Here is a 20,848-nt window from a genome sequence, read left to right as displayed (position 1 = left end):
TATATTCCTCCTACCTATGGCGACTCATTAAATATGCTAAATAAGGTGCCCCAATAAAAGTAGTCAGTATGCTAATGGGAATTTCGCTACTTCCTATACTTCTTGCTAGGCAATCAGCTATAATGAGGATTAATGAACCAATTAATCCACTAAAAATAGTGGTACTAAAGTCATTTCGTTTCCTCATAATCCTTGCTATATGTGGTGCTATTAGACTTATAAATGATATAAGCCCAGTAATACTTACAATACTGGCTACAACTAAAGTTGCAGCTGCAATAATAAGTAAGCGTACTCTTTCAATCTTCAAACCAAGACTTTTCCCCTCATCATCACTTAATGATAAAATATTTATCTGCCATCTAAGTAGTATAAGTATGATAATACCCAATAAAAAGAAAGGTAATACCCCTAGCATTTTATCAGCTGTAATTCCTGCAAAGCTACCCATGGACCAAAACTCTATTGCTGCAAGCTGCCTTTCAGGGTCTGCAAAGAACTTTAATATCATTATTAGTCCATTAGTTATTGAACCAATAACGATACCTGCTAAGACAATGGTAGCAATCCCTTTATTCTCTGACATCCTAGCAAGTCCAATAGCTATGAAAACTGCTACTATACCTCCCATAAAGGCATTAAAAGCTACAGTAAATGTTCCTCCAGATAAAAATACTATTGCAATGGCCGCCCCAAGAGTCGCCCCAGAAGATACTCCTATAATATCTGGAGTTGCAAGAGGATTTTTGAAAATAGTTTGGTATATACTCCCTGATATACTAAGCCCCATTCCTGCAATAAGAACCATAATAGTCCTTGGAAGACGAAGGTTAAAAAATACCATTCTTACAGTTGAATCAACTTCCTTACCAAGAGTAATTTTTATTATATCTTTAATATGAATTGGATACTTTCCTACTCCTATGGAAAAGGCAAATGCAACACATAATAATATAATTGCTATAAGATATTGAAGGAAATATTTGTTATTAGTCTTCCTTACCTCTGAAGCATATATCTTCATTATTTAGTAATTTTCTCTTTATCTACTGTAAAATTATAAAATGTTTCATAGAAGTTAGCTACCTCTTCTTTAAAATCATCAAAGTTATGAATATCCTCATTTATAACAAATGTTAACCACATTGTACCTAATATACTAGAAGGTACTGGAGAGTCCCAAGCTTCAAATGTATCTGGCATTACATATATTTTATTATTTTTCACTGCATTTATTCCAGCTAATTTAGTATCATTTATTATATCATCTTTTGTATAGTCTGCTTCTGGTACTATAACTATAATGTCTGGATTATAAGAGATTAATTGCTCATAGGAAATAGTAGCCCAGTAAGTATCATCAATGTCAGAAGCAACGTTGATACCTCCTGCTGCTTCTATCATATAGTTTTGGTACATATTCTTTGCTGCTGTAGACAGAAAATCGCTATTACCTCCTAGATACACTTTCTTCTTACTTTCTGTACCAATTAACTTTTCAATTTGTATAAACTTATCATCATAATAGGATATTAACTTATCAGCTCTCTCTGTAGTTCCTGTAGCTAATCCTACTATTTTAAGGGTTTCTTTCAGTAAGTCCATGTTTTCAGGATTTACTGCTAAGACTTTTATTCCCATTTTCTCTAAACTTTCTACAGCATCCTTTAATCTAATAGGTAATATAACTAAATCTGGTTCAAGTGCTATCGTACCTTCTAAATTAAATTCTTTTGCTGTACCAACGTTTGGAAGTTCTAAAAATTCAGGTGCTGCTAATGAATAAATAGGTCTTGATTTAGCTTTCGCCTCTATTCCTACTACATTATCCTCCAGTCCTAAAGCAATCATCATAGATGTAGTTATATAATATCCACTTACTATCTTTTCTGCCTTTTTATCAAGTGTTACCGTTCTTCCTAAATGGTCTATAATAGTAATTTCACTTTCTTCGGATTCTTGCTCTAATTCTTTGTTTTGTAGTTCTTCTGTTGACGCATCTGTTATTTCTTCATCAACCTTAGTTTTATCCTTTGGTTTACATCCAACCATGGATACAGAAATTACAAAAACCAATAGAAATAAAATACCTCTTTTCCAAAATTTCATTAAAATCCCCCTTTAATTTTCGTCATATTATCTTGCTCTAATACTTGATAATTACAGTATTAATCTAAATAAGATATACCATATAATTTTTTCAATGTCAATTAATTAGCAATTTTTAAAAAGATTATCTATAATAGAAGCCTTCCTATAGATTTTACTAATCTATAGATGGTTTAAAAAAATTAATGGTATAATTTATTAGAAAAGATGAAGGAGGTAATTTAATTTGAGTAAATTACTTTATATAGATTTAACGAAAAAACAAATAATTAAAAAGCAAAACGACTCCGAGGATTATGGCAGAGGTTTAATTGCAAAGATTATAAGGGAGGAGGTTTCTCCTAATGCTAGTAGGCTTGATGACGAAAATGTAATAGTATTAGCCCCAGGTCTATTCTCTGGAACCTTGGCTCCCAGTACTGGCAGGCTATTGGTAGGTACAAAATCCTCAAAAGATGAAGGAATACAGATTTCAAATATTGCAGGTACTATCTCACAAAAATTAGCATCTCTTAATATAGATGCCATTATAATATCTGGAAAAAGTACTGAAGAAATACCATTGACACTATTAATTGAGGAAAATCATATTTCTTTAGTTAATATTAATAATATTAAAGGCATGGATGTATCTTCAACCATAGATATTATACAAGGCTTATATGGGAAAGAATGTGGAGTTATTGGCATAGGCCCTTCAGGTGAAAATCTATTACCCATATCCACTCTATTTAGTACATATCCAGAGGGAAGTCCTTCCTTTTATTGCGCAAGAAACAGTATAGGTGATATTTTTGGATATAAAGGGTTAAAGGCCATAGCTGTTAAAAATAAAGAACATTTTAACGCTCCAGTATATGATGTAGAAAATATGAAAAGATGTTCTAAGGAATTATCCAAAATCATTATAGAACATCCTATATGTGGTAAGGCCTTACCTGGACTTGGTTCTATTACCTTAATGAAAATGTTATCCCAAGGTAAAAACATAGATATGTCAGAGCTAGATTGTAACAACAATATCAAAAATAATTATAAAGATATAGCATTTAAAATTAATAGAACTTGTTCTCCTCTCTGTGTGGTAGGATGTTTAAATAGACATACTAAAACAGGTGAAGACTATTACTCTGCTCCTGCTGAAAGTGAAGCATATGCAGCATTGAATGAATGTTTTGATATAAATGATAAGCAATATGTAAAAAACTTTACAAATAAGTGTTTTGAGTTAGGTATAGATTGTATTGAATTCATTTTTAGCTGTGCTCTTTATTTTAATCTACAGGAAATAGAAGGTAATATAAAAGAAATGGATAAAGCTTTAGTGGAGGTCAAAAATCTTACTTTAATAGGCAGAGTATTAGGTAGTAAAACTGAGGGTATGTATGGTTTGTTTAGAGAAAAAGAAAAATATAAGGAAATGGTGTCTAAGCCATCCATAGTTGAGGAAAAAAACTTCAATATAGATATTCAGTCGAAAACTATTAATTTACCAGGATTATCAGATTTAGATTATTTATATGCATATATAATTACCTTAGAGAATCTAGGTTTTTGTTTATTTGCTTCTTTTGCATTTATAGATAATCCTAAAGCACTAACTCTACTCTCTGAATTATTTTTTTATAAAACAGGGATAGAAGTAAACGAAAAAAGTATTTTAGACTATGCCCTCAAAACTATAAAAAATGAAAAAGAATATGAAGGTGAAGTAAAGTTAAAAAATGTGTCTAAAACTATACCTAATTTCGTGAAGGTCCTATATAGATATTTTCACAAAGATGAAACTAAAGTGTATATTGGATAAAGAAAAACTGGGATATCCCAGTTTTTCTTTATCCATCCTATTACTTTCTTACTTTTTATCCGAATAATTTTAATATATTTCAATATTAAATAATCTAATTATTCGCCCTTAATAACTTTTTAAATTGCATTGAAAACGCAGTTACAGTAACAGTAACTGCAATTAGGTCTGCCACAGGCTCTGCAAAAAATACTGCAAATACTTTATCCTCAAAGAAATGAGGTAATATATATATTAAAGGTATAAGCAATATTACTTTTCTAAGTAACGCAAGGAATAATGATATTTTTGCTTGCCCTATGGCTATAAATGTCTGCTGACATGCTATTTGCGCTCCAAGTATAACCCCTAATCCTAGATAGATTCTGAGTGCCCATGAAGTAAAATTCATCAGTGCAATATTTTTAGTAAATAAAGATACAAATCCCCTTGGGAATATCATCATCAATCCCCACATTATAAGTGAAAAAGCCATAGCCGATATTATAAGTAGTTTAAAGGTTTCCTTTACTCTATCATTCTTCTTTGCACCATAGTTATAACTAATTATTGGTTGTGCTCCCTGTGTTAATCCTGATATTGGTAAAAATATGACCTGCATTAAACTGGATAATATGGTCATTGCTCCTACTGCCACATCTCCCCCATATTTTTGTAAAGACGAGTTCAAAGATATATTTAATAAACTTTCTGTACTATTCATTATGAAAGGAGATACCCCTAACATAAGAACTGGAATAATAACCGCTTTATCTAGTTTCATATTTATCTTGCGAATTTTTAATCTAGTTTTGTCCCCTAACATAAACTTTAAAACCCAAATAGCTGATATTGCCTGAGAAGTAACTGTAGCAATTGCCGCACCTTTAACACCCATTTTAAATCCAAATATTAGAATTGGATCTAAGACTATATTTATTACAGCTCCTATTAAAACTGTCATCATACTTGTTTTTGCAAAACCTTGAGTTGATATAAAACTATTAAGTCCCAATGTTATCATTACAAATATTGTTCCACCTACATAAATATTTAGATAGCTAAGTCCATAGCCAATAGTATCACTACTGGCACCAAACAACATCAATAGTTTTTCACCTGTTGCCAGGAAAAAAGCTGTTAATATAATAGAAATAACAATTAAAAGTACAAAACAATTTCCTAATATTTTTTCAGCCTCATTATGGTTTTTTTCTCCCATTTTTATAGCTGCCCTTGGTGCTCCACCCATTCCTATAAGTGAACTAAATGCTGTAATTATCATAATAATCGGAAAGGTAACACCAACCCCTGTTAAAGCTGTTGCTCCTATCTCTGGCATATGTCCAATGTAAATACGGTCAACAATATTATATAGCATATTTACAAGCTGAGCTATGATAGCCGGCATTGCCAAACTGAATAATAATTTTCCTATACTGTCTTGTCCTAATTTGTCTGTTGTTTCATTATTCATTTTTATCCTCCTGTCTAAGAAATATTGCAAAAAATAAAAAAGATATGGCAACGTCATGGGTGTCCCAATAGAAGCCATCCTTTTACAATAAATATATAATTAGTCTATCAAATTAATTCGTCCTTTGCAAGTCTGCAATTACCTAAATAATATTCCAAAATCTTTAAGTTTTTCCTCATTTCCTATCCATACAGGAGTATTTTTTTCTACTATATTATATAAATATTCCACATCTTCATTAAACATTCTAATACACCCTAAAGATATGTATCTTCCAATACTGTCTTTATTTGAATTTCCATGAATTCCATATACTCCCCCACCTTTAATATTTAATCCCATCCATCTTTTCCCTAAAGGATTATTAGGTGCTCCTCCTTTTATAGGCTTACTTCTCCCTGCACCACCCCATGAGGGATTTATATATTTAACAATTATAGTAAACTTTCCCTCTGGAGTATGCTCTGATTGTTTTCCTGTTGCCACATGATATTTCTTTATTATTTCCTCTCCATTTAGATGATACAACGTATTACTATCCTTATTGATTATTATAAACTTTCCCTTAGGTATATCCTTTGTAAATTCTATTTTTATTTCTGGTATGCTTATATTATTATTTTCCATATCCTGGTTTATTTTTTCATATGTAAAATTTCCAACTATTCCATCAGATGTTAACCCATTATCTTTCTGATATTTTGCTATTGCTGATTTTATACTTCCATCAAAATAGTAACCTTCACTCATATCTGTATATCCTTTTTCCTTTAAAAACTTTTTAACTCTTAAAACATCTTCAGCCACTATACCTTCTTTTAAATTCAATTTATCTAATGTAAACTTTATAATTTCTTTTTCTCCTTCATTAACTTCCTCAATTTCTTCTTCAATTTCTTCCTCTATCTCTTCTCCAACTCCTTCATTTACTAGTTCTTCTTGGCTTTCTATTACTTCTTCTGGCATACTTATATTAAGATTATCTAATACTTCTTGTTCTGGATTAGTAATCATAGTAGACGAAATAATAGATAATACTAGTACTAGTCCTTGTTTCCACATATAACCCTCTCCTTCACATACCTATATAATTCTTCTATTTATTCTATTCCTATGAATCCAGGATTATATCTCATATATTATTCTTTATATAAACTTATAATTAATTCCTATTAAATTAGTAGCTTTACTTTCTTAGGGCATAAGTATATAATTAAAAATATATGATAATGATAACACTTATCAGTTGATAGTCTATTTCATATAAAGGAGAGATTGTATGACAAATAATTTATTAAATATAAATGATTTAAAGGTAAATATAGAAGATAAAGAGATACTAAAAGGTCTAAGTCTCCAAATTGGTGAAGGAGAAATCCATGTAATCATGGGGCCTAATGGCGGTGGTAAGTCTACTTTAGGATATACCCTAATGGGACATCCTAAGTATGAAATTACAAATGGAAGTATAGAATTTCATGGAGAAATAATAAATGATTTAAAACCAGATAAAAGAGCTAAAAAGGGTATCTTTTTATCATTTCAATATCCAGAAGAAATTCCTGGCGTCACAGTAGAGGAGTTTTTAAGAACTGCAAAAGCTTCTGTATCTGGAGAAATGCAAAAGATTATTCTATTTAGAAAACTATTGAAAGAAAAAATGGAGCAACTGGAAATGAAAGAAGAATATGCTTCCAGATATTTAAATCTAGGTTTTTCTGGTGGAGAAAAAAAGAAAAATGAAATTCTTCAAATGTCTATTCTTGAGCCAAAACTTGCAATTCTAGACGAAACAGATTCTGGGCTTGATGTAGATGCCATAAGAATAGTAGCCGAGGGTGTAAAAAAACTTCAAGATAATAAAAAATCTATATTAGTGATAACTCACTACAATAAACTACTAGAATATCTTCAGCCTGATTTTGTCCATATATTACTTGACGGAAAGATAGTTAAAAGTGGTGGATTAGAATTGGCTCAGGAAATTAATAAAAATGGATATGAAAATATTAAAAATGAATTTTCCAATAAATAGAGGTGATGAATATGGAAAGAAAAAAGTCTGTCATTGAAGATATTGATAGAGGAATCTACGATATTAAAAATGAATTTACCTACAAATATAAGACCGACAAGGGATTAACTCCTGAAATAATAATGGAAATTTCAAAGGAAAAAAATGAGCCCCAGTGGATGACTGATTTTAGATTAAAATCTTTAGAAATATATAATAATAAACCTATTCCTAAATGGGGAGTAGATTTATCTGATCTTGATATGGAAAATATAATTACCTATATTAAGCCAGATTCAGATATGAAGAATAGCTGGGAAGATGTTCCTGATGATATAAAGGACACTTTTGAGCGATTAGGACTACCTCAAGCAGAAAGAGAATCTCTAGCTGGAGTAGGGGCACAGTATGATTCAGAAGTAGTATATCATAATATTAGACAAGAATTAGTAGATGCAGGTGTAGTTTATATGGATATGGAAACTGCCTTAATAGACTATGAAGATATAGTTAAAGAATACTTTATGAAACTTGTTCCTCCAAATGACCATAAATTCGCTGCCCTTCACGGAGCAGTATGGTCTGGTGGCTCTTTTGTTTATGTTCCCGAAGGAGTTCAAGTAGATATTCCTTTACAATCTTACTTTAGACTTAATGCACCTGGAGCAGGACAATTTGAACATACTTTAATTATAGTTGAAAAAGGTGCAAAGCTTCATTTTATAGAAGGTTGTTCTGCACCAAAATATAAGGTAAATAATCTTCACGCTGGTTGTGTTGAATTATTTGTAAAAGAAAATGCTTCTCTTAGATATAGTACCATAGAGAATTGGTCTAGAAATATGTACAATTTAAATACCAAAAGAGCTGTAGTAGATAAAAATGGAACTATAGAATGGGTTTCTGGCTCTTTTGGTTCTAAAGTTTCCATGCTATATCCTATGAGCATATTAAGGGGAGAAGGTGCAAAATCTGAATTTACTGGTATTACATTTGCTGCAAAAGGTCAGCATTTAGATACTGGTACAAAGGTGGTTCATGCAGCTCCTCATACTACTTCTACTGTTAACTCTAAATCCATATCTAAGGATGGTGGATATGCTTTTTATAGGGGACTTCTTAGGGTGGCTAAGGATGCCTATGGCTGCAAGTCTACAGTATCCTGTGAATCCTTAATGCTTGATAATGATTCTAAGTCAGATACTTTACCAGTTATAGAATTAAATAATGACAATATAGATATAGGTCATGAAGCAAAAATTGGCAGAATCAGTGATGAGGCTATTTTCTATCTAATGAGTAGAGGTATAGATGAAGAAGAGGCTAAGGCAATGATAGTTAGAGGATTTGTTGACCCAATAACCAAAGAACTACCTCTTGAATATGCAGTTGAGTTAAATAATCTAATCAATATAGAGCTTGAAGGCTCTATTGGATAAGGAGGGATAAAATGCTTTGGAAGAGAATTAAATTGGAAGATTTTGATTTTCCCAATGTTGTCAATTATAATAAAGAATACATTAAATCTAGCAATATTCCAAATGAAATACAATTGAATAAAACTACACGGGACATAGAGTTAGACATAGACGAAGCTAAAGGATTAGGAGATAAATTTATTGTCTTTGCCAGGGATTCATATAATAGTGGAATAAGTTTATCCCTTCCCCAGAATATAAAGGTTAATAGCCCTATAAAGGTTGAATTCAATATGGATATGGAAAACCCTATGGTTATAGATAAAAATATTATTGTAGCTGAATCTGGTAGTGAGTCCACTATTATCTTTGACTATAATTCTACAAAAGAGGTAAATGCATTTCATAATGGACTTACTGTCGTATATGCAAAGGAAAATGCAGTAGTCAATATAGTAAAGATTCAAAGGCTAAATGATATATCTCCTAGTTTTGATTCAAATATTGCCTTTGTTGAAGGTGGAGGAATAGTTAACTGGATTTCTGTAGAGTTGGGAAGTAATATTAGCGGTGCTAGTTATTCCACATTTCTAGAAGGAGAAGCCAGTGAATCTGCTCTTTCCTCTATATATTTAGGAGATGGTGAACGAAAAATGGATTTAGAATATTCCATGATTCATAAAGGTCCTAGAAGCATAAGCAGTATTAAAACTAAGGGAGTCCTTAAAGATAATGCCAAAAAAGTCTTCAGAGGAAATCTTGATTTTAAAAGAGGTGCTAGACACTCTAAAGGTGTTGAAGAAGAATATGTAATACTACTGGATCCCACTGTAAAATCTGATTCTATTCCTGCTCTATTATGTGAAGAAGATGATGTAGAGGGAGAACATGCTGCCAGTGCAGGACAAATCGATGAAAATAGACTTTTCTATCTTATGAGTAGGGGACTAAGTGAGAGAGAAGCAAAAAAATTGATTATAGAAGCATCCTTTAGACCAGTAGTTGATAAGATACCATTTGAAGACTTACGCCTTATTATTAGTAAGGAAATTGAGGGGAGGCTTATAGATGAATAAATTAAATCCTTTTGAAATAAGAAAAGATTTTCCTATATTCAATCAGAAAATCAATGGTAATAATTTAATTTATTTAGATAATGGTGCTACAACTCAAAAACCTATAGATGTGATAAATGCCATGAATAATTACAATAGAACTTCCCATGGCAATCCCCACAGGGGAGCCCATGAGCTTAGTATAGAGGCTACTAAAGCATATGACTTGGCTAAAGAAAAAGTAAAAAAGTTTATAAATGCTAAATATATAGAAGAAATTATATTTACAAAAAATGCTACAGAATCTCTTAACTTAATTGCTTATTCTTATGGTATGGAGTTTATTAAAGAAAATGATGAAATAGTTCTCGCCATATCAGAGCATCATAGTAATGTCTTACCTTGGCAAAGGGTAGCAAGGCAAAAAGGTGGAGTTTTAAAATATATGTACCTTAATAAAGAAGGAAGACTTCCTCTAGAAGAAGTCAAATCTAAAATAACCAACAAAACAAAGATTGTGGCTATTTCTCAAATGTCAAACACACTTGGAACTATTCATCCAATAGAAGAAATCATAGAATATGCCCATAAAATGGGTGCCGTAGTCATAGTAGATGGTGCCCAAAGCACTCCTCATATGACAGTAGATGTGCAAAAACTTGATGCAGATTTCTTTGTTTTCTCTGGACATAAAATGTTGGGTCCCATGGGCATTGGAGTGTTATATGGGAAAAAACAATTACTGGAGATAATGCCACCATTTTTATTAGGTGGAGATATGATAGAATACGTTTCTGAAGATAGTGCAACCTTTGCTCCCCTCCCCTTTAAATTTGAGGGGGGAACGCAAAATGTAGAGGGTGCTGTTGGACTAGCATCAGCCATTGACTATCTGCAAAAAATTGGATTAGATAATATTGAAGCTCACGAAAACAAACTAGTGGAATGCGCCTTAGACAAAATGGTAGGTTTGCCATATATAAATATTCAAGGACCTAAAGACTTAAATTTACGTGGTGGAATAATCTCCTTCACCATAGATGATATTCATCCCCATGATATAGCCTCCATTCTAGATTCCTATGGTATAGCCATAAGAGCAGGACACCACTGTTGTCAGCCTTTAATGAAACATCTTAATATACCTGCAACTTCAAGGATTAGTTTCTACCTTTATAATACAACGGAAGATATAGATAAATTTATTGAAGGAATTAAAAATGTAAGGAAGTGGTTTGGCTATGGATATTAATTCTATTTATACAGAGCTAATTATGGAACATAATAGAAGTGGACATAATAAAAAAGCTTTAGTAGATCCAGATATAAGAGAAAGAGGTCATAATCCTAGTTGTGGCGATGATATTACTTTAGAGCTTAAACTTGATGGAAATATAATAAAAGATGCCTCCTTTACAGGAGTTGGATGTGCCATATCTCAAGCATCTACATCTATGATGATAGATTTAATAAAAGGGCTAACTACAGAGAAGGCTTTAAATCTAGTAGAGATATTTATAGCTATGATTAAAAAAGAAATAACAGATGAAAATCAATTGGAAAAATTGGAAGATGCCATAGTTCTACAAAATATTTCTAATATGCCCGCTAGAGTAAAATGTGCTGTTTTAGCATGGCATACATTAAAGGAAGCCATTAGTTAGAAGCATTTTCATTTAATTACCTAGTATGAAATATCTACTAATTATATAAAATAAGAGCAAATAATATATACGAGGTGATTTTAATGACTAAAAAACCAATAAACGAAAATGCTATGAAAGCTTTTGAAGAAATGAAGTTAGAAATAGCCAATGAATTAGGCTATGATCCTACTACTATGGCAAATTCCATGGGTATAACCAAGAGTATAGCTCACATGGGAGAAAAAGAATATTCCCATAAAAATAAGGACACTTTCAATCCTTCATAATCATAGATATAATGAAAAGACAGTAAAGTTTACTGTCTTTTCATTTCTATAATACACGTCTTAAAAATTCCCTTGTACGTTCTTTACTTGGATTATTGAATATCTTATCTGGAGTTCCCTCCTCTGCAATAATACCCTTATCCATAAATACTATACGATCTGCAACGTCTTTTGCAAACTCCATCTCATGGGTTACTATTATCATTGTAAGTCCTGTTTTAGCAAGTTTATTCATAACTTGAAGCACTTCTTCCACCTTTTCAGGATCAAGAGCTGATGTTGGCTCATCAAATAACATTACATCTGGTTTCATAGATAAACTTCTTGCAATGGCTACACGTTGCTTTTGTCCTCCTGATAATTGTTTTGGTTTTGCATTGATGAACTTTTCCATTCCTACAACTTTTAAGTACTCCATAGATATCTTTTCTGCTTCTTCTTTAGAGCGATTCAATACCTTTCTTTGTCCCACCATACAGTTTCCCAAAACATTAAGATTGTTAAATAAATTGAACTGCTGAAATACCATTCCTAATTTTCTGCGATATAGACAAATATCATGATTATCATCTAATATATTTTCTCCTTTATATATAATCTCCCCTCTACTAGGTTCTTCTAAAAGATTTATACATCGAAGAAGTGTAGATTTACCAGAACCTGATGATCCAATAATACAGACTACTTCACCTTTATTTACTGAAAAATTAATATCCTTTAGGACTTCATGATTTCCGAAGGATTTATTTAAATGTTTAACTTCTATTACCTTTTCCATATTATCTCTCCTTCCTAATATTGTCCTATATCGGCATCTTTCATTCTAGGAAGTAATTTTTCAGACTTCTCCACTGACATTTCCTCTACATTCATAGTATAATTTTCAGGGCCATCTATTTTCATTTCGATAAAACGTAAAATCCTAGTTACTGTAAAGGTCATCACAAAATAGAAAACAGATGACACAAAGAATGTTTCAAAGTATTTAAAATTATTTCCTGCAATAGATTTGGTTTGGAAATATAATTCTGTCACAGAAATTACATTAAGAACTGAGGTATCTTTTATATTTATAACAAATTCATTTCCTATTGCAGGTAAGATATTTCTAATTAACTGTGGTAATATAATATTGGTCATAGTTTGAAAATGATTCATTCCAATTGCCTCAGCTGCTTCAAACTGTCCCTTATCGATTGATAGTATACCACCACGAACGATTTCTGCTATATAAGCCCCAGTATTTATAGATACTATAAGTATAGCTGCAAATATTCTATCCATATCTATTCCAAAGGCCAAGGCAGAACCATAATAAATTACCATGGCTTGCACTATCATAGGTGTCCCACGAAATATTTCTATATAAATAGAAAAGATAGCATTAACAATTTTAAGACCAAAAGCCTTTATCTTATTTCTAGACATTGGAATAGTACGTATAGACCCTATTAATAGTCCAATAATAAACCCTATAATAGTACCAATTATAGAAATCCAAAGAGTCACACCTGCTCCCCTAAGAAGCATTGGCCAATACTCTGAAATAATTTTTATTATCCATTCAAAACTCATTTTCGTCACCTCTCTAAATAAACATTACTCAACTGCTGGTTGGTTTTTAATGGCATTATCCATAATGTCTTTAAATTCTTCTTCTGAAATCCCATCTAATATTTTATTTATCTTTTCCTTTAATTCACTACCCTTTACAATACCTACGGCAATTGCAGTATCATCGTCAGATGTCTCAAATCCATGATCAAACTCCACCATTGCAAACTTATCACTTATAGATGTGGCACTTATTCCCTCTGGGCGTTCTGATACATAACCGTCAATTATTCCTGATTCAAGTGCAACTCTCATGGCTGGAAAATTATCCATTGCTGTTTGCTTATTTACACCTTCTATTTGATCAATTACTGAATAGTGAAATGTGCTTAGTTGTCCAGTAATTTTAGCATTCTTAAAATCATCTATTGAAGTGGCATTTTCATATTCTCCACCTTTTTTTACAACCATGATCAAATCTGATTTATAATAATTGTTTGAGAAGTCAATAGACTCTAAACGTTCTGCTGTCGGTGACATACCTGCCATTACAGCATCAATTTTTCCTGATATTAACGCTGGTATAAGACCTTCCCACTCTGTCTTTACAATAACTAATTCTTTTCCTAGCCCTTCTGCAATCTTCTTTGCAATTTCAACATCATATCCACCTGCATACTCTGAACTTCCATCTATTTTAACTCCACCATTTGAATCATCTATTTGTGTCCAGTTAAATGGTGCATATCCTGCCTCAAGTCCTATTTTAAAAGTATTATCATCTGATACTGACTTGCCACATCCTCCTAAAACCATAGCTACTAAGGCGATTCCTACTAATAATGATATTTTTCTTTTCATATTTACTTCTCTCCTTCTGTCATAATAAGTTTAATTTAATAATATAAAATCTAAGATCTTAAACTTACCACCTTGTATCCGAGTTGCACTATTTTGGTAACAAAAAAAGATCCGAGATGAACTCAGATCCTAATAGACATAGTAGTACCTAATTCCCCTCCTTTTCCCAAAATGAGATAGCACAACTCAATAAACTGGGAAAGTTTATTGAGACAGTCCTGCAATTATTCACTGCAGACCCAGCATATAATACTGAGAATATTATACACTTCGGCAACATTTCCTTCTCCTTAATATCATGGCTTTCTCATGCTCCATTAAGGACTGTTAAACACTGCGCCTCTACCTCACCTGAAAAAGATGAGGCCTTATTAAATTATGATTTATAGTTTATATCAATATTTCATATTTGTCAACCTATTGGATAATTTTAGAATATATCCTATTTAATAATTTCATTCATTAGACCTTGATCTATATTGCCACCAGTAATAACTATGGCTACATTTTTTCCTTTGAATCTATCTATATTTTTTCTTATGGCACCTATCCCTATGGCTCCTGCCGGCTCTGCCATTATCTTTTCTGTCATTATAAGGTATTTAATAGCTTCAGCAATATGATTTTCTTCTACTACTAGTATATCATCTATACATTTCTTTGCCATTTTATAGGGTATTTCACCAACTCCTCCTACTAATGCATCACATATAGAATCCTCTGTTGGATATACTTCGTAAAATTTCTCATCCTTTAAAGATGCCACCATGGCAGGACAGGCTGCCGTTTGAAGTCCTATTATCTCTATGTTGGGATTAATGGCTTTTGCTGCTATACTTATGCCTGTTATGATTCCACCACCACCTATGGGAACTAATATGGTATCAATATTAGGTTCTTCTTCAAGTATTTCCAATGCAATTGTTCCCTGTCCCGCAATGACTACTTCATCTGAACATGGGTCTATGAATAGACCGCCATTATTCTTTATTTCCTCCAGCCCCATTTCATGGGCTTCATCATAATTTTTTCCTATCTTTACTACCTTAGCTCCATAGTATTCTATTTTTTCTACTTTGCTATTTGGAGTAGTTTCTGGTACGTATATAGTTGCATTTTCAACTCCTAATAAGTTAGATGCATAGCTTACAGCAGCTCCATGATTTCCGGAGGAAATAGCTACTACGCCTTTTTCTATTTCATCTTTTGTAAGATTTGTAATTTTACTTAAAGCACCTCTGATTTTGGCACATCTCATTTTTTGTTGATTCTCTAGCTTTAGATATATATTTGTATCTGCATTACTTAAATATATGGATTTTTCTAAAGGCGTATGATAAATATATTTATCTATTCTGCCTTTAGCCTCCTTTATGTTTTCATAATTAATCATGTGTTACATCTCCTTAAAATATTAAATGAGCGGCTATTACTATAATTGGTAAAGTAATAAGAGTTCTCTCTATAAATATTATAAATAAATCCATAGGAGTAATATCAATCTTTGAACCTAAGATTACTGCTCCTGCCTCTGATAAATAGACTAATTGAGTTACAGAGAGTGTAGCAACTATGAAACGAGTCATTTCATTAGGTATACTAGCACCTATAACTGATGGTAAAAACATATCTGCAAATCCTACCATAATAGTTTGAGAAGCTTCCACTGCATATGGAATTTGAAATAGCTTTAATAACGGGATGAAGGGCATACCTAACCATTCAAATACTGGTGTTGTTTCTGCAATTATAAGAGCTATGGTTCCAAAGGCCATTATAGCTGGTAATACGCCCAACCACATATCTAAAACGGTTTTAATTCCATTTACTATAAAGTTTTTTACACTGCTGCTTTCTTCCGCTTTCTTTATGGCTAAATGTAGACCCCATTGGACATTTGTAAATCCCTTAGGCACATCTTCACCTATATCTCTTTTTATTCCTTCATAATAACCATCAGATTTTTTAGATAGTGGTGGAATTTTAGGCATTATTACAGCTGCAGCTAATCCCGCTATAACTACAGTTAAGTAATACGGTCCAAATAAATGAACTAACCCAACTTGATTCAATACTACTAAGCAAAATGTAATAGATACTGCTGAAAAGGTTGTGGCAATAATAGCCGCCTCTTTCCCTGTATAATATCCTTGTTCATATTGTTTGTTAGTTAACGCAACTCCAATAGTACCATCCCCTACCCAAGATGCTATACAGTCTATGGAAGAACGCCCTGGTAATTGAAAAATTGGTCTCATAATTGGAGTGAAAAGCGCTCCTACGTATTCTAAAAGTCCAAACTCTGTAAGAAATGGTAATAAAAATCCTGCAAATAAAAACATGGTAAATAAGGTCAATATTAAATCATATAAAATTAATCCTCCTGTGTCTCCTGACCAAATCCATTCAGGTCCTACTTTAAAATATACCATTACTGCAAGTATTACACCTATCATTCTAACTACTATCCAGAAATTTGATACATTAAATGTATCCTTTAAAAAACTACTTTTTTCAATGATTGCTGGCTTAAATGCTTTATATACTACAGTTGCTACTCCAGTAAAGGCTATAAATCCTAAAATAATGGTTGGTAGTATATTTTCTAATGCAGATGTCATTTTTCCTGCAAGTAGAGCTACTACTATTGTAGTTTCACCTTCATATTGAAATGGAAGCATAAGTAGTAATATACCTATTAATGACGGTATTATAAACTTGAAATAATCTCCTAATGCATATTTTTTCTTAGTTATTTTGTTTTCCATAATCATACCTCCTATTTTTATTAATCAATGACTGTTTACTAATTCACTCCCCTCTAGAAAATAAAAAAACTCCCATTCCTAAGAATAATATTCTTAGGAACGAGAGTATATTCGCGTTGCCATCCTAATTTACTCATATCTTACGATATAAGCCTCTTTAGGTACCATCAAAAAATGATTATACCCTATCACTATAACGGGTGAACCCGTTGCAGCCTTAGTTCATACTTCGGTGCACAACTCAGAGGCCCTTTTCATTTTAATAGACTTTGTTCCCTTTCACCATCTAGAACTCGCTGTAGAAGTTTTCTTAAAACTACTTTCCTCTTCAAAGTTTTTTAAATTATTTTAAATTATAATTCATATCTAAAGAAAAGTAAAGATATTTTTACTAATTTTATATAAAGTATTTTATTGACAATGTTTTACATTAATGGTACTATATAACTTGTAATGATTACAAACAAGCAATTATTATATAGATTATCTAATCTAAAAATACTTTTTAGGAGGTAAAAAATGAACAATTTAAAAGGAACAAAAACAGCTGAAAATTTAATGAAATCTTTTGCAGGAGAATCTCAAGCTAGAAATCGTTATACATATTATGCTTCTGTAGCCGATAAGGAAGGGTATAAACAAATTAGAAATATATTCATCGAAACGGCTGATAATGAAAAAGAGCATGCAAAAAGATTTTACAAGTTCTTACTTGCAGGATTAAAAGATGAACTTCCAGCAAATATTAATATAGAAGCATCTTTTCCTGTTGCACAAGGCAATACAATAGACAATCTAAGGGCAGCTGCAAGTGGAGAAAATGAAGAGTGGGAAGAGCTTTATCCAGCTTTTGCAGATATTGCGGAAGAGGAAGGATTTAAAGAAATAGCAGATGCTTTCAGAGCAATAGCAGATGCTGAAAAAGCCCATGAAGTTAGATTCAATAAACTTGCTGAAAATATATTAAATAATAAAGTATTTGAAAAAGCTGAAAAAGTATTATGGAAATGCGGAAACTGTGGATATGTCCATGAAGGTTCTAATGCACCTGACTTATGTCCAGCTTGTATACATCCACAAGGACATTTTGAGCTCTTTGTAGAGACTTATTAATATATAAAAAAACACCATAATTTACGTCATTTTACTGACATGAATTATGGTGTTTTTTGTATATTATGGTAATTTTATCAATATGTAAATTTTGGTATATGGCTGTTTTGGGTTTACATAGCTTATACACTTTTATATAATATCCATATTGCATACCATTATAACTGCTGAATCCTAGAAATTACTAGGTACGGAGGAACCAACTAAGGGGTTAATCCACATTTGTGGTAGGGAGCCTTCTATCCCGAACCCGTCAGCTAACTTCGGAAGCTCTATTAAGGAAGGAGTGTATATGTCAATGAAAAAAAGAATTTTATCATTCTTAGTAGCTTTAGTATTGGTATTATCACCAATGACTGGAGTATTTGCAAGTGAGAATTCTGTAAATTTAGAGTTTACAAGTAAAGGAAATCAAGTTTCTAAACTTCAACAGGAGTTAAAAAACCGTGGATACTATAATATTGCTGTAGATGGTATCTTTGGTCTTGTAACAGAAAAAGCTGTTATCAATTTTCAAAAAGATAATAAATTAACTATTGATGGTATTGCAGGGAAACAAACTCAAGGTGCATTATATAATAAATCTACTACCACTACGGTTTCCAGAGGGACAAGCACCTCAAGAAGCTCTTCTAGAAATTATAGTGATAAGGATTTATTATGGTTAGCTAGGATTATTGAGGCTGAAGCAAGTGGCGAATCATATGAAGGAAAAGTAGCAGTTGGTAATGTAATTTTAAACAGAGTTGATTCTAAGGAATTTCCTAATACTATATATGATGTGATTTTTGAGTATTATAAAAATATTCCTCAATTTAGCCCAGTTGCTGAAGGCACAATTTATAACAAGCCATCAGATGATAGTATAAAGGCAGCTAAGGATGCATTAAATGGGGCAAGACCAGTAGGAAACGCAACATATTTCTTCAATCCGGCTAAGGCAGCAGGTACTTGGATTGTAAAGAATAAAACTTACATGAAAAAAATAGGAGGACATAGTTTCTATAGCTAGAAACTTACTAAAGGTGTAGATTATAAATCTACACCTTTTTTTATTAGATATTCACAAATTATTTTATTGTTCACTTAATTGTTCACTTATTTCTGAAGTACAATTAGGGCATCTAGTGGCCTTTAGATTAATTTCTGTATAACAGTATGGACAAGTTTTAGTACTTGCTTTTGACTCCTCTTCAGTTTCCTTTTTGTTAAACTTATTTAATTGCCTAATAACTATGAATATGGAAAAGGATATAATTAAAAACTCAATTACAGTATTAATAAATACACCATAATTTAATGTTGCTGCTCCTGCTTCTTTTGCCGCAGCTAGAGATAAATATTTTGTCCCATCTAGACTAATAAATAAATTTGTAAAATCCACTTTTCCAATTAACAAACCTATTACTGGCATTATCATATCGTTGACTATAGAAGTAACTATTTTTCCAAATGCTCCACCAACGATTACCCCTACTGCTAAATCTATTACATTTCCTTTTACTGCAAATTCTTTAAAATCTTTTAACATAGTTTTCCTCCTTAGTTCTATAGCTATCTTATAATATCTTAGTCTCTATATCATTGAATCTATAATGGCCAACTCAGATAATATCTGTTCTAGATGATAATTATATATTAAATCCAAATCATCCATTTCATCATATTCCATATCTGGAATCTTTCTATTAAAGTAGTTCTCTATGATCCCTCTATTATTACAGTTAATAATAGGTGATTCTTTTATAGAACATATTACACTCAGATGATTGTGGATTTTCTCAAAGGAATTAAATAGCTTATGGTAAGAATCAGCATTATTAGATCTTCCAATATGAAACTTTAAATCCTTTATAAATATTTTATACCCTTCTCCTATGTTTGTTATCTCACTTTTTAATTTTTCAAGTTTATCTATTTCCTTATTCCATATTAGCATTTCTAATACATCCTTAATTTCCAAATAAGCGTTATTTATTATATTTTTAATTTTTTCTTCTCCATTAGGTGGTCTTATGAAATAGTTTATGGCAGTTCCTATTACTACTCCAATGAGTGTATCTAAAGTTCTAAAAACTGCATAGTAAAATCTAGCCTGACCTTCATAGTTCAATGCTATAGATAGAAATACTATCATTGCCATTCTAACAGCCTTTTCCCACTTAAATATATTACATATTGTTATAATTATAATTAAGCCTATGCCAATGAAAAAGAAATTAATAGGAAGAATATAAGACATGATTAGTGCCACTACACCACCTAATATAGTTCCGTACATTCTATTTATTCCTGTAGCAAAAGATTCTGAAATTGAACTTTCCATAGTCATTATAGCTGCTATACTTGCTAACAGCGGACTTTTTAACTTGAGAATATGTGATATTCCTAGAGTTAAGAGTACTGCTATAACAGTCTTTATAGTTCTCATACCAATCTTTGCAACTCTCATCTAACCCCTCCCTTTAGTATAGCTATTCCTATTATATGACTTATTTAGTTTTCTTAATATCTTTTATGGCAATATGGATTTTTATATATTATATCTCACAGCTTTTTTCAATTCAACTACTTAAATAACATAAGTATAGGCATCCAACATCATAATAAAAAATACACGTTCGGCCGTTTCGAATATGGGTAACTCCTACAATTCATTCAGCTACAAAATCCTAAAATTTATAAACTCGCTACGCTCAAACATATAAATTTCTTTACGGATTTTATAGCTTCATTCATTGGGAGTTATTCCATATTCTG

General features: G+C 31.8%; 20 protein-coding genes, 2 riboswitches and 1 other annotated feature. Of the genes, 9 read left to right on the top strand and 11 right to left on the bottom strand.

The annotated features are described in order from the left end of the window. Positions 1 to 10 precede the first annotated feature (10 nt). Positions 11 to 1,024: an iron ABC transporter permease gene (locus RBU61_RS01075; protein ID WP_308877566.1), complete on the bottom strand. Its 1,014-nt coding sequence runs from the start codon at positions 1,022 to 1,024 to the stop codon at positions 11 to 13. After that, complete coding sequence (locus tag RBU61_RS01070; RefSeq protein ID WP_308877564.1) at positions 1,024 to 2,109, bottom strand: ABC transporter substrate-binding protein; 1,086 nt, start codon at positions 2,107 to 2,109, stop codon at positions 1,024 to 1,026. The genes RBU61_RS01075 and RBU61_RS01070 overlap by 1 nt, the downstream gene beginning before the upstream one ends. Before the next feature lie 226 nt (positions 2,110 to 2,335). On the opposite strand from RBU61_RS01070, the gene RBU61_RS01065 reads away from it, so the two are divergent. After that, on the top strand, positions 2,336 to 3,916 hold the full coding sequence (locus RBU61_RS01065) for an aldehyde ferredoxin oxidoreductase N-terminal domain-containing protein (protein WP_308877562.1): 1,581 nt from the start codon (positions 2,336 to 2,338) through the stop codon (positions 3,914 to 3,916). A gap of 94 nt (positions 3,917 to 4,010) precedes the next feature. On the opposite strand, the gene RBU61_RS01060 is transcribed toward RBU61_RS01065, so the two are convergent. Together RBU61_RS01060 and RBU61_RS01055 are read right to left on the bottom strand one after the other, a co-directional pair. Next, positions 4,011 to 5,372, bottom strand: a complete 1,362-nt coding sequence (locus RBU61_RS01060; protein WP_308877560.1) for an MATE family efflux transporter — start codon at positions 5,370 to 5,372, stop codon at positions 4,011 to 4,013. A 138-nt stretch (positions 5,373 to 5,510) separates the two neighbouring features. After that, positions 5,511 to 6,434 (bottom strand): L,D-transpeptidase family protein, encoded by a 924-nt coding sequence (locus tag RBU61_RS01055; RefSeq protein ID WP_308877559.1) that lies wholly within the window; start codon positions 6,432 to 6,434, stop codon positions 5,511 to 5,513. Between the two features lie 217 nt (positions 6,435 to 6,651). On the opposite strand from RBU61_RS01055, the gene sufC reads away from it, so the two are divergent. The 6 genes from sufC to RBU61_RS01025 all read left to right on the top strand — a co-directional run bounded on the left by sufC (position 6,652) and on the right by RBU61_RS01025 (position 11,792). Then, positions 6,652 to 7,407 (top strand): Fe-S cluster assembly ATPase SufC, encoded by a 756-nt coding sequence (sufC, locus tag RBU61_RS01050; RefSeq protein WP_308877557.1) that lies wholly within the window; start codon positions 6,652 to 6,654, stop codon positions 7,405 to 7,407. An 11-nt stretch (positions 7,408 to 7,418) separates the two neighbouring features. Next, entirely contained in the window at positions 7,419 to 8,825 is a 1,407-nt protein-coding gene (sufB, locus tag RBU61_RS01045) for a Fe-S cluster assembly protein SufB (protein ID WP_374212472.1), read from the top strand. 11 nt (positions 8,826 to 8,836) lie between these two features. Continuing rightward, positions 8,837 to 9,880: a Fe-S cluster assembly protein SufD gene (sufD, locus tag RBU61_RS01040; RefSeq protein WP_308877554.1), complete on the top strand. Its 1,044-nt coding sequence runs from the start codon at positions 8,837 to 8,839 to the stop codon at positions 9,878 to 9,880. Further along, the gene (locus RBU61_RS01035; protein ID WP_308877553.1) at positions 9,873 to 11,111 is read left to right on the top strand and encodes a cysteine desulfurase; all 1,239 of its coding nucleotides are present in this window, start codon (positions 9,873 to 9,875) and stop codon (positions 11,109 to 11,111) included. The genes sufD and RBU61_RS01035 overlap by 8 nt, the downstream gene beginning before the upstream one ends. Continuing rightward, on the top strand, positions 11,101 to 11,523 hold the full coding sequence (gene sufU, locus RBU61_RS01030; protein ID WP_308877552.1) for a Fe-S cluster assembly sulfur transfer protein SufU: 423 nt from the start codon (positions 11,101 to 11,103) through the stop codon (positions 11,521 to 11,523). The genes RBU61_RS01035 and sufU overlap by 11 nt, the downstream gene beginning before the upstream one ends. Positions 11,524 to 11,606: 83 nt before the next feature. Beyond that, positions 11,607 to 11,792 (top strand): hypothetical protein, encoded by a 186-nt coding sequence (locus tag RBU61_RS01025; RefSeq protein WP_308877551.1) that lies wholly within the window; start codon positions 11,607 to 11,609, stop codon positions 11,790 to 11,792. 46 nt (positions 11,793 to 11,838) lie between these two features. On the opposite strand, the gene RBU61_RS01020 is transcribed toward RBU61_RS01025, so the two are convergent. From RBU61_RS01020 to RBU61_RS01000, 5 genes are all read right to left on the bottom strand, one after another. Beyond that, a complete protein-coding gene (locus RBU61_RS01020; protein ID WP_308877550.1) occupies positions 11,839 to 12,570 on the bottom strand; it encodes an amino acid ABC transporter ATP-binding protein in 732 nt (243 codons plus the stop codon). Between the two features lie 14 nt (positions 12,571 to 12,584). After that, on the bottom strand, positions 12,585 to 13,367 hold the full coding sequence (locus RBU61_RS01015) for an amino acid ABC transporter permease (RefSeq protein ID WP_308877549.1): 783 nt from the start codon (positions 13,365 to 13,367) through the stop codon (positions 12,585 to 12,587). 24 nt (positions 13,368 to 13,391) lie between these two features. Continuing rightward, the gene (locus RBU61_RS01010) at positions 13,392 to 14,207 is read right to left on the bottom strand and encodes a transporter substrate-binding domain-containing protein (RefSeq protein WP_308877548.1); all 816 of its coding nucleotides are present in this window, start codon (positions 14,205 to 14,207) and stop codon (positions 13,392 to 13,394) included. Between the two features lie 169 nt (positions 14,208 to 14,376). Continuing rightward, positions 14,377 to 14,560: riboswitch (Lysine riboswitch) on the bottom strand. A gap of 89 nt (positions 14,561 to 14,649) precedes the next feature. Next, positions 14,650 to 15,600 (bottom strand): threonine/serine dehydratase, encoded by a 951-nt coding sequence (locus tag RBU61_RS01005; RefSeq protein ID WP_308877547.1) that lies wholly within the window; start codon positions 15,598 to 15,600, stop codon positions 14,650 to 14,652. 13 nt (positions 15,601 to 15,613) lie between these two features. Beyond that, positions 15,614 to 16,975 carry a YjiH family protein gene (locus RBU61_RS01000; RefSeq protein WP_308877546.1) on the bottom strand — a complete coding sequence of 454 codons (1,362 nt, stop codon included), beginning with the start codon at positions 16,973 to 16,975 and terminating at the stop codon, positions 15,614 to 15,616. A gap of 92 nt (positions 16,976 to 17,067) precedes the next feature. Continuing rightward, positions 17,068 to 17,316, bottom strand: a binding site (T-box leader). Positions 17,317 to 17,494: 178 nt separating this feature from the next. Here RBU61_RS01000 and rbr point away from each other — a divergent pair. Both rbr and RBU61_RS00990 read left to right on the top strand, forming a co-directional pair. Continuing rightward, positions 17,495 to 18,088: a rubrerythrin gene (rbr, locus tag RBU61_RS00995; RefSeq protein WP_308877545.1), complete on the top strand. Its 594-nt coding sequence runs from the start codon at positions 17,495 to 17,497 to the stop codon at positions 18,086 to 18,088. A gap of 155 nt (positions 18,089 to 18,243) precedes the next feature. Beyond that, positions 18,244 to 18,377: riboswitch (cyclic di-AMP (ydaO/yuaA leader) on the top strand. 9 nt (positions 18,378 to 18,386) lie between these two features. Continuing rightward, positions 18,387 to 19,100, top strand: a complete 714-nt coding sequence (locus RBU61_RS00990; protein ID WP_308877543.1) for a cell wall hydrolase — start codon at positions 18,387 to 18,389, stop codon at positions 19,098 to 19,100. A 63-nt stretch (positions 19,101 to 19,163) separates the two neighbouring features. On the opposite strand, the gene mscL is transcribed toward RBU61_RS00990, so the two are convergent. After that, complete coding sequence (mscL, locus tag RBU61_RS00985; protein WP_308877542.1) at positions 19,164 to 19,619, bottom strand: large conductance mechanosensitive channel protein MscL; 456 nt, start codon at positions 19,617 to 19,619, stop codon at positions 19,164 to 19,166. A gap of 45 nt (positions 19,620 to 19,664) precedes the next feature. Beyond that, positions 19,665 to 20,540 (bottom strand): aromatic acid exporter family protein, encoded by an 876-nt coding sequence (locus tag RBU61_RS00980; protein ID WP_308877541.1) that lies wholly within the window; start codon positions 20,538 to 20,540, stop codon positions 19,665 to 19,667. Between the last annotated feature and the right edge of the window lie 308 nt (positions 20,541 to 20,848).

The organism is Tissierella sp. MB52-C2 (assembly GCF_030931715.1).
Taxonomy (GTDB): Bacteria; Bacillota; Clostridia; order Tissierellales; family Tissierellaceae; genus Tissierella.
The sequence above is the reverse complement of the archived record's forward strand: the minus strand, read 5'-3'. Positions and strand labels throughout refer to the sequence as shown.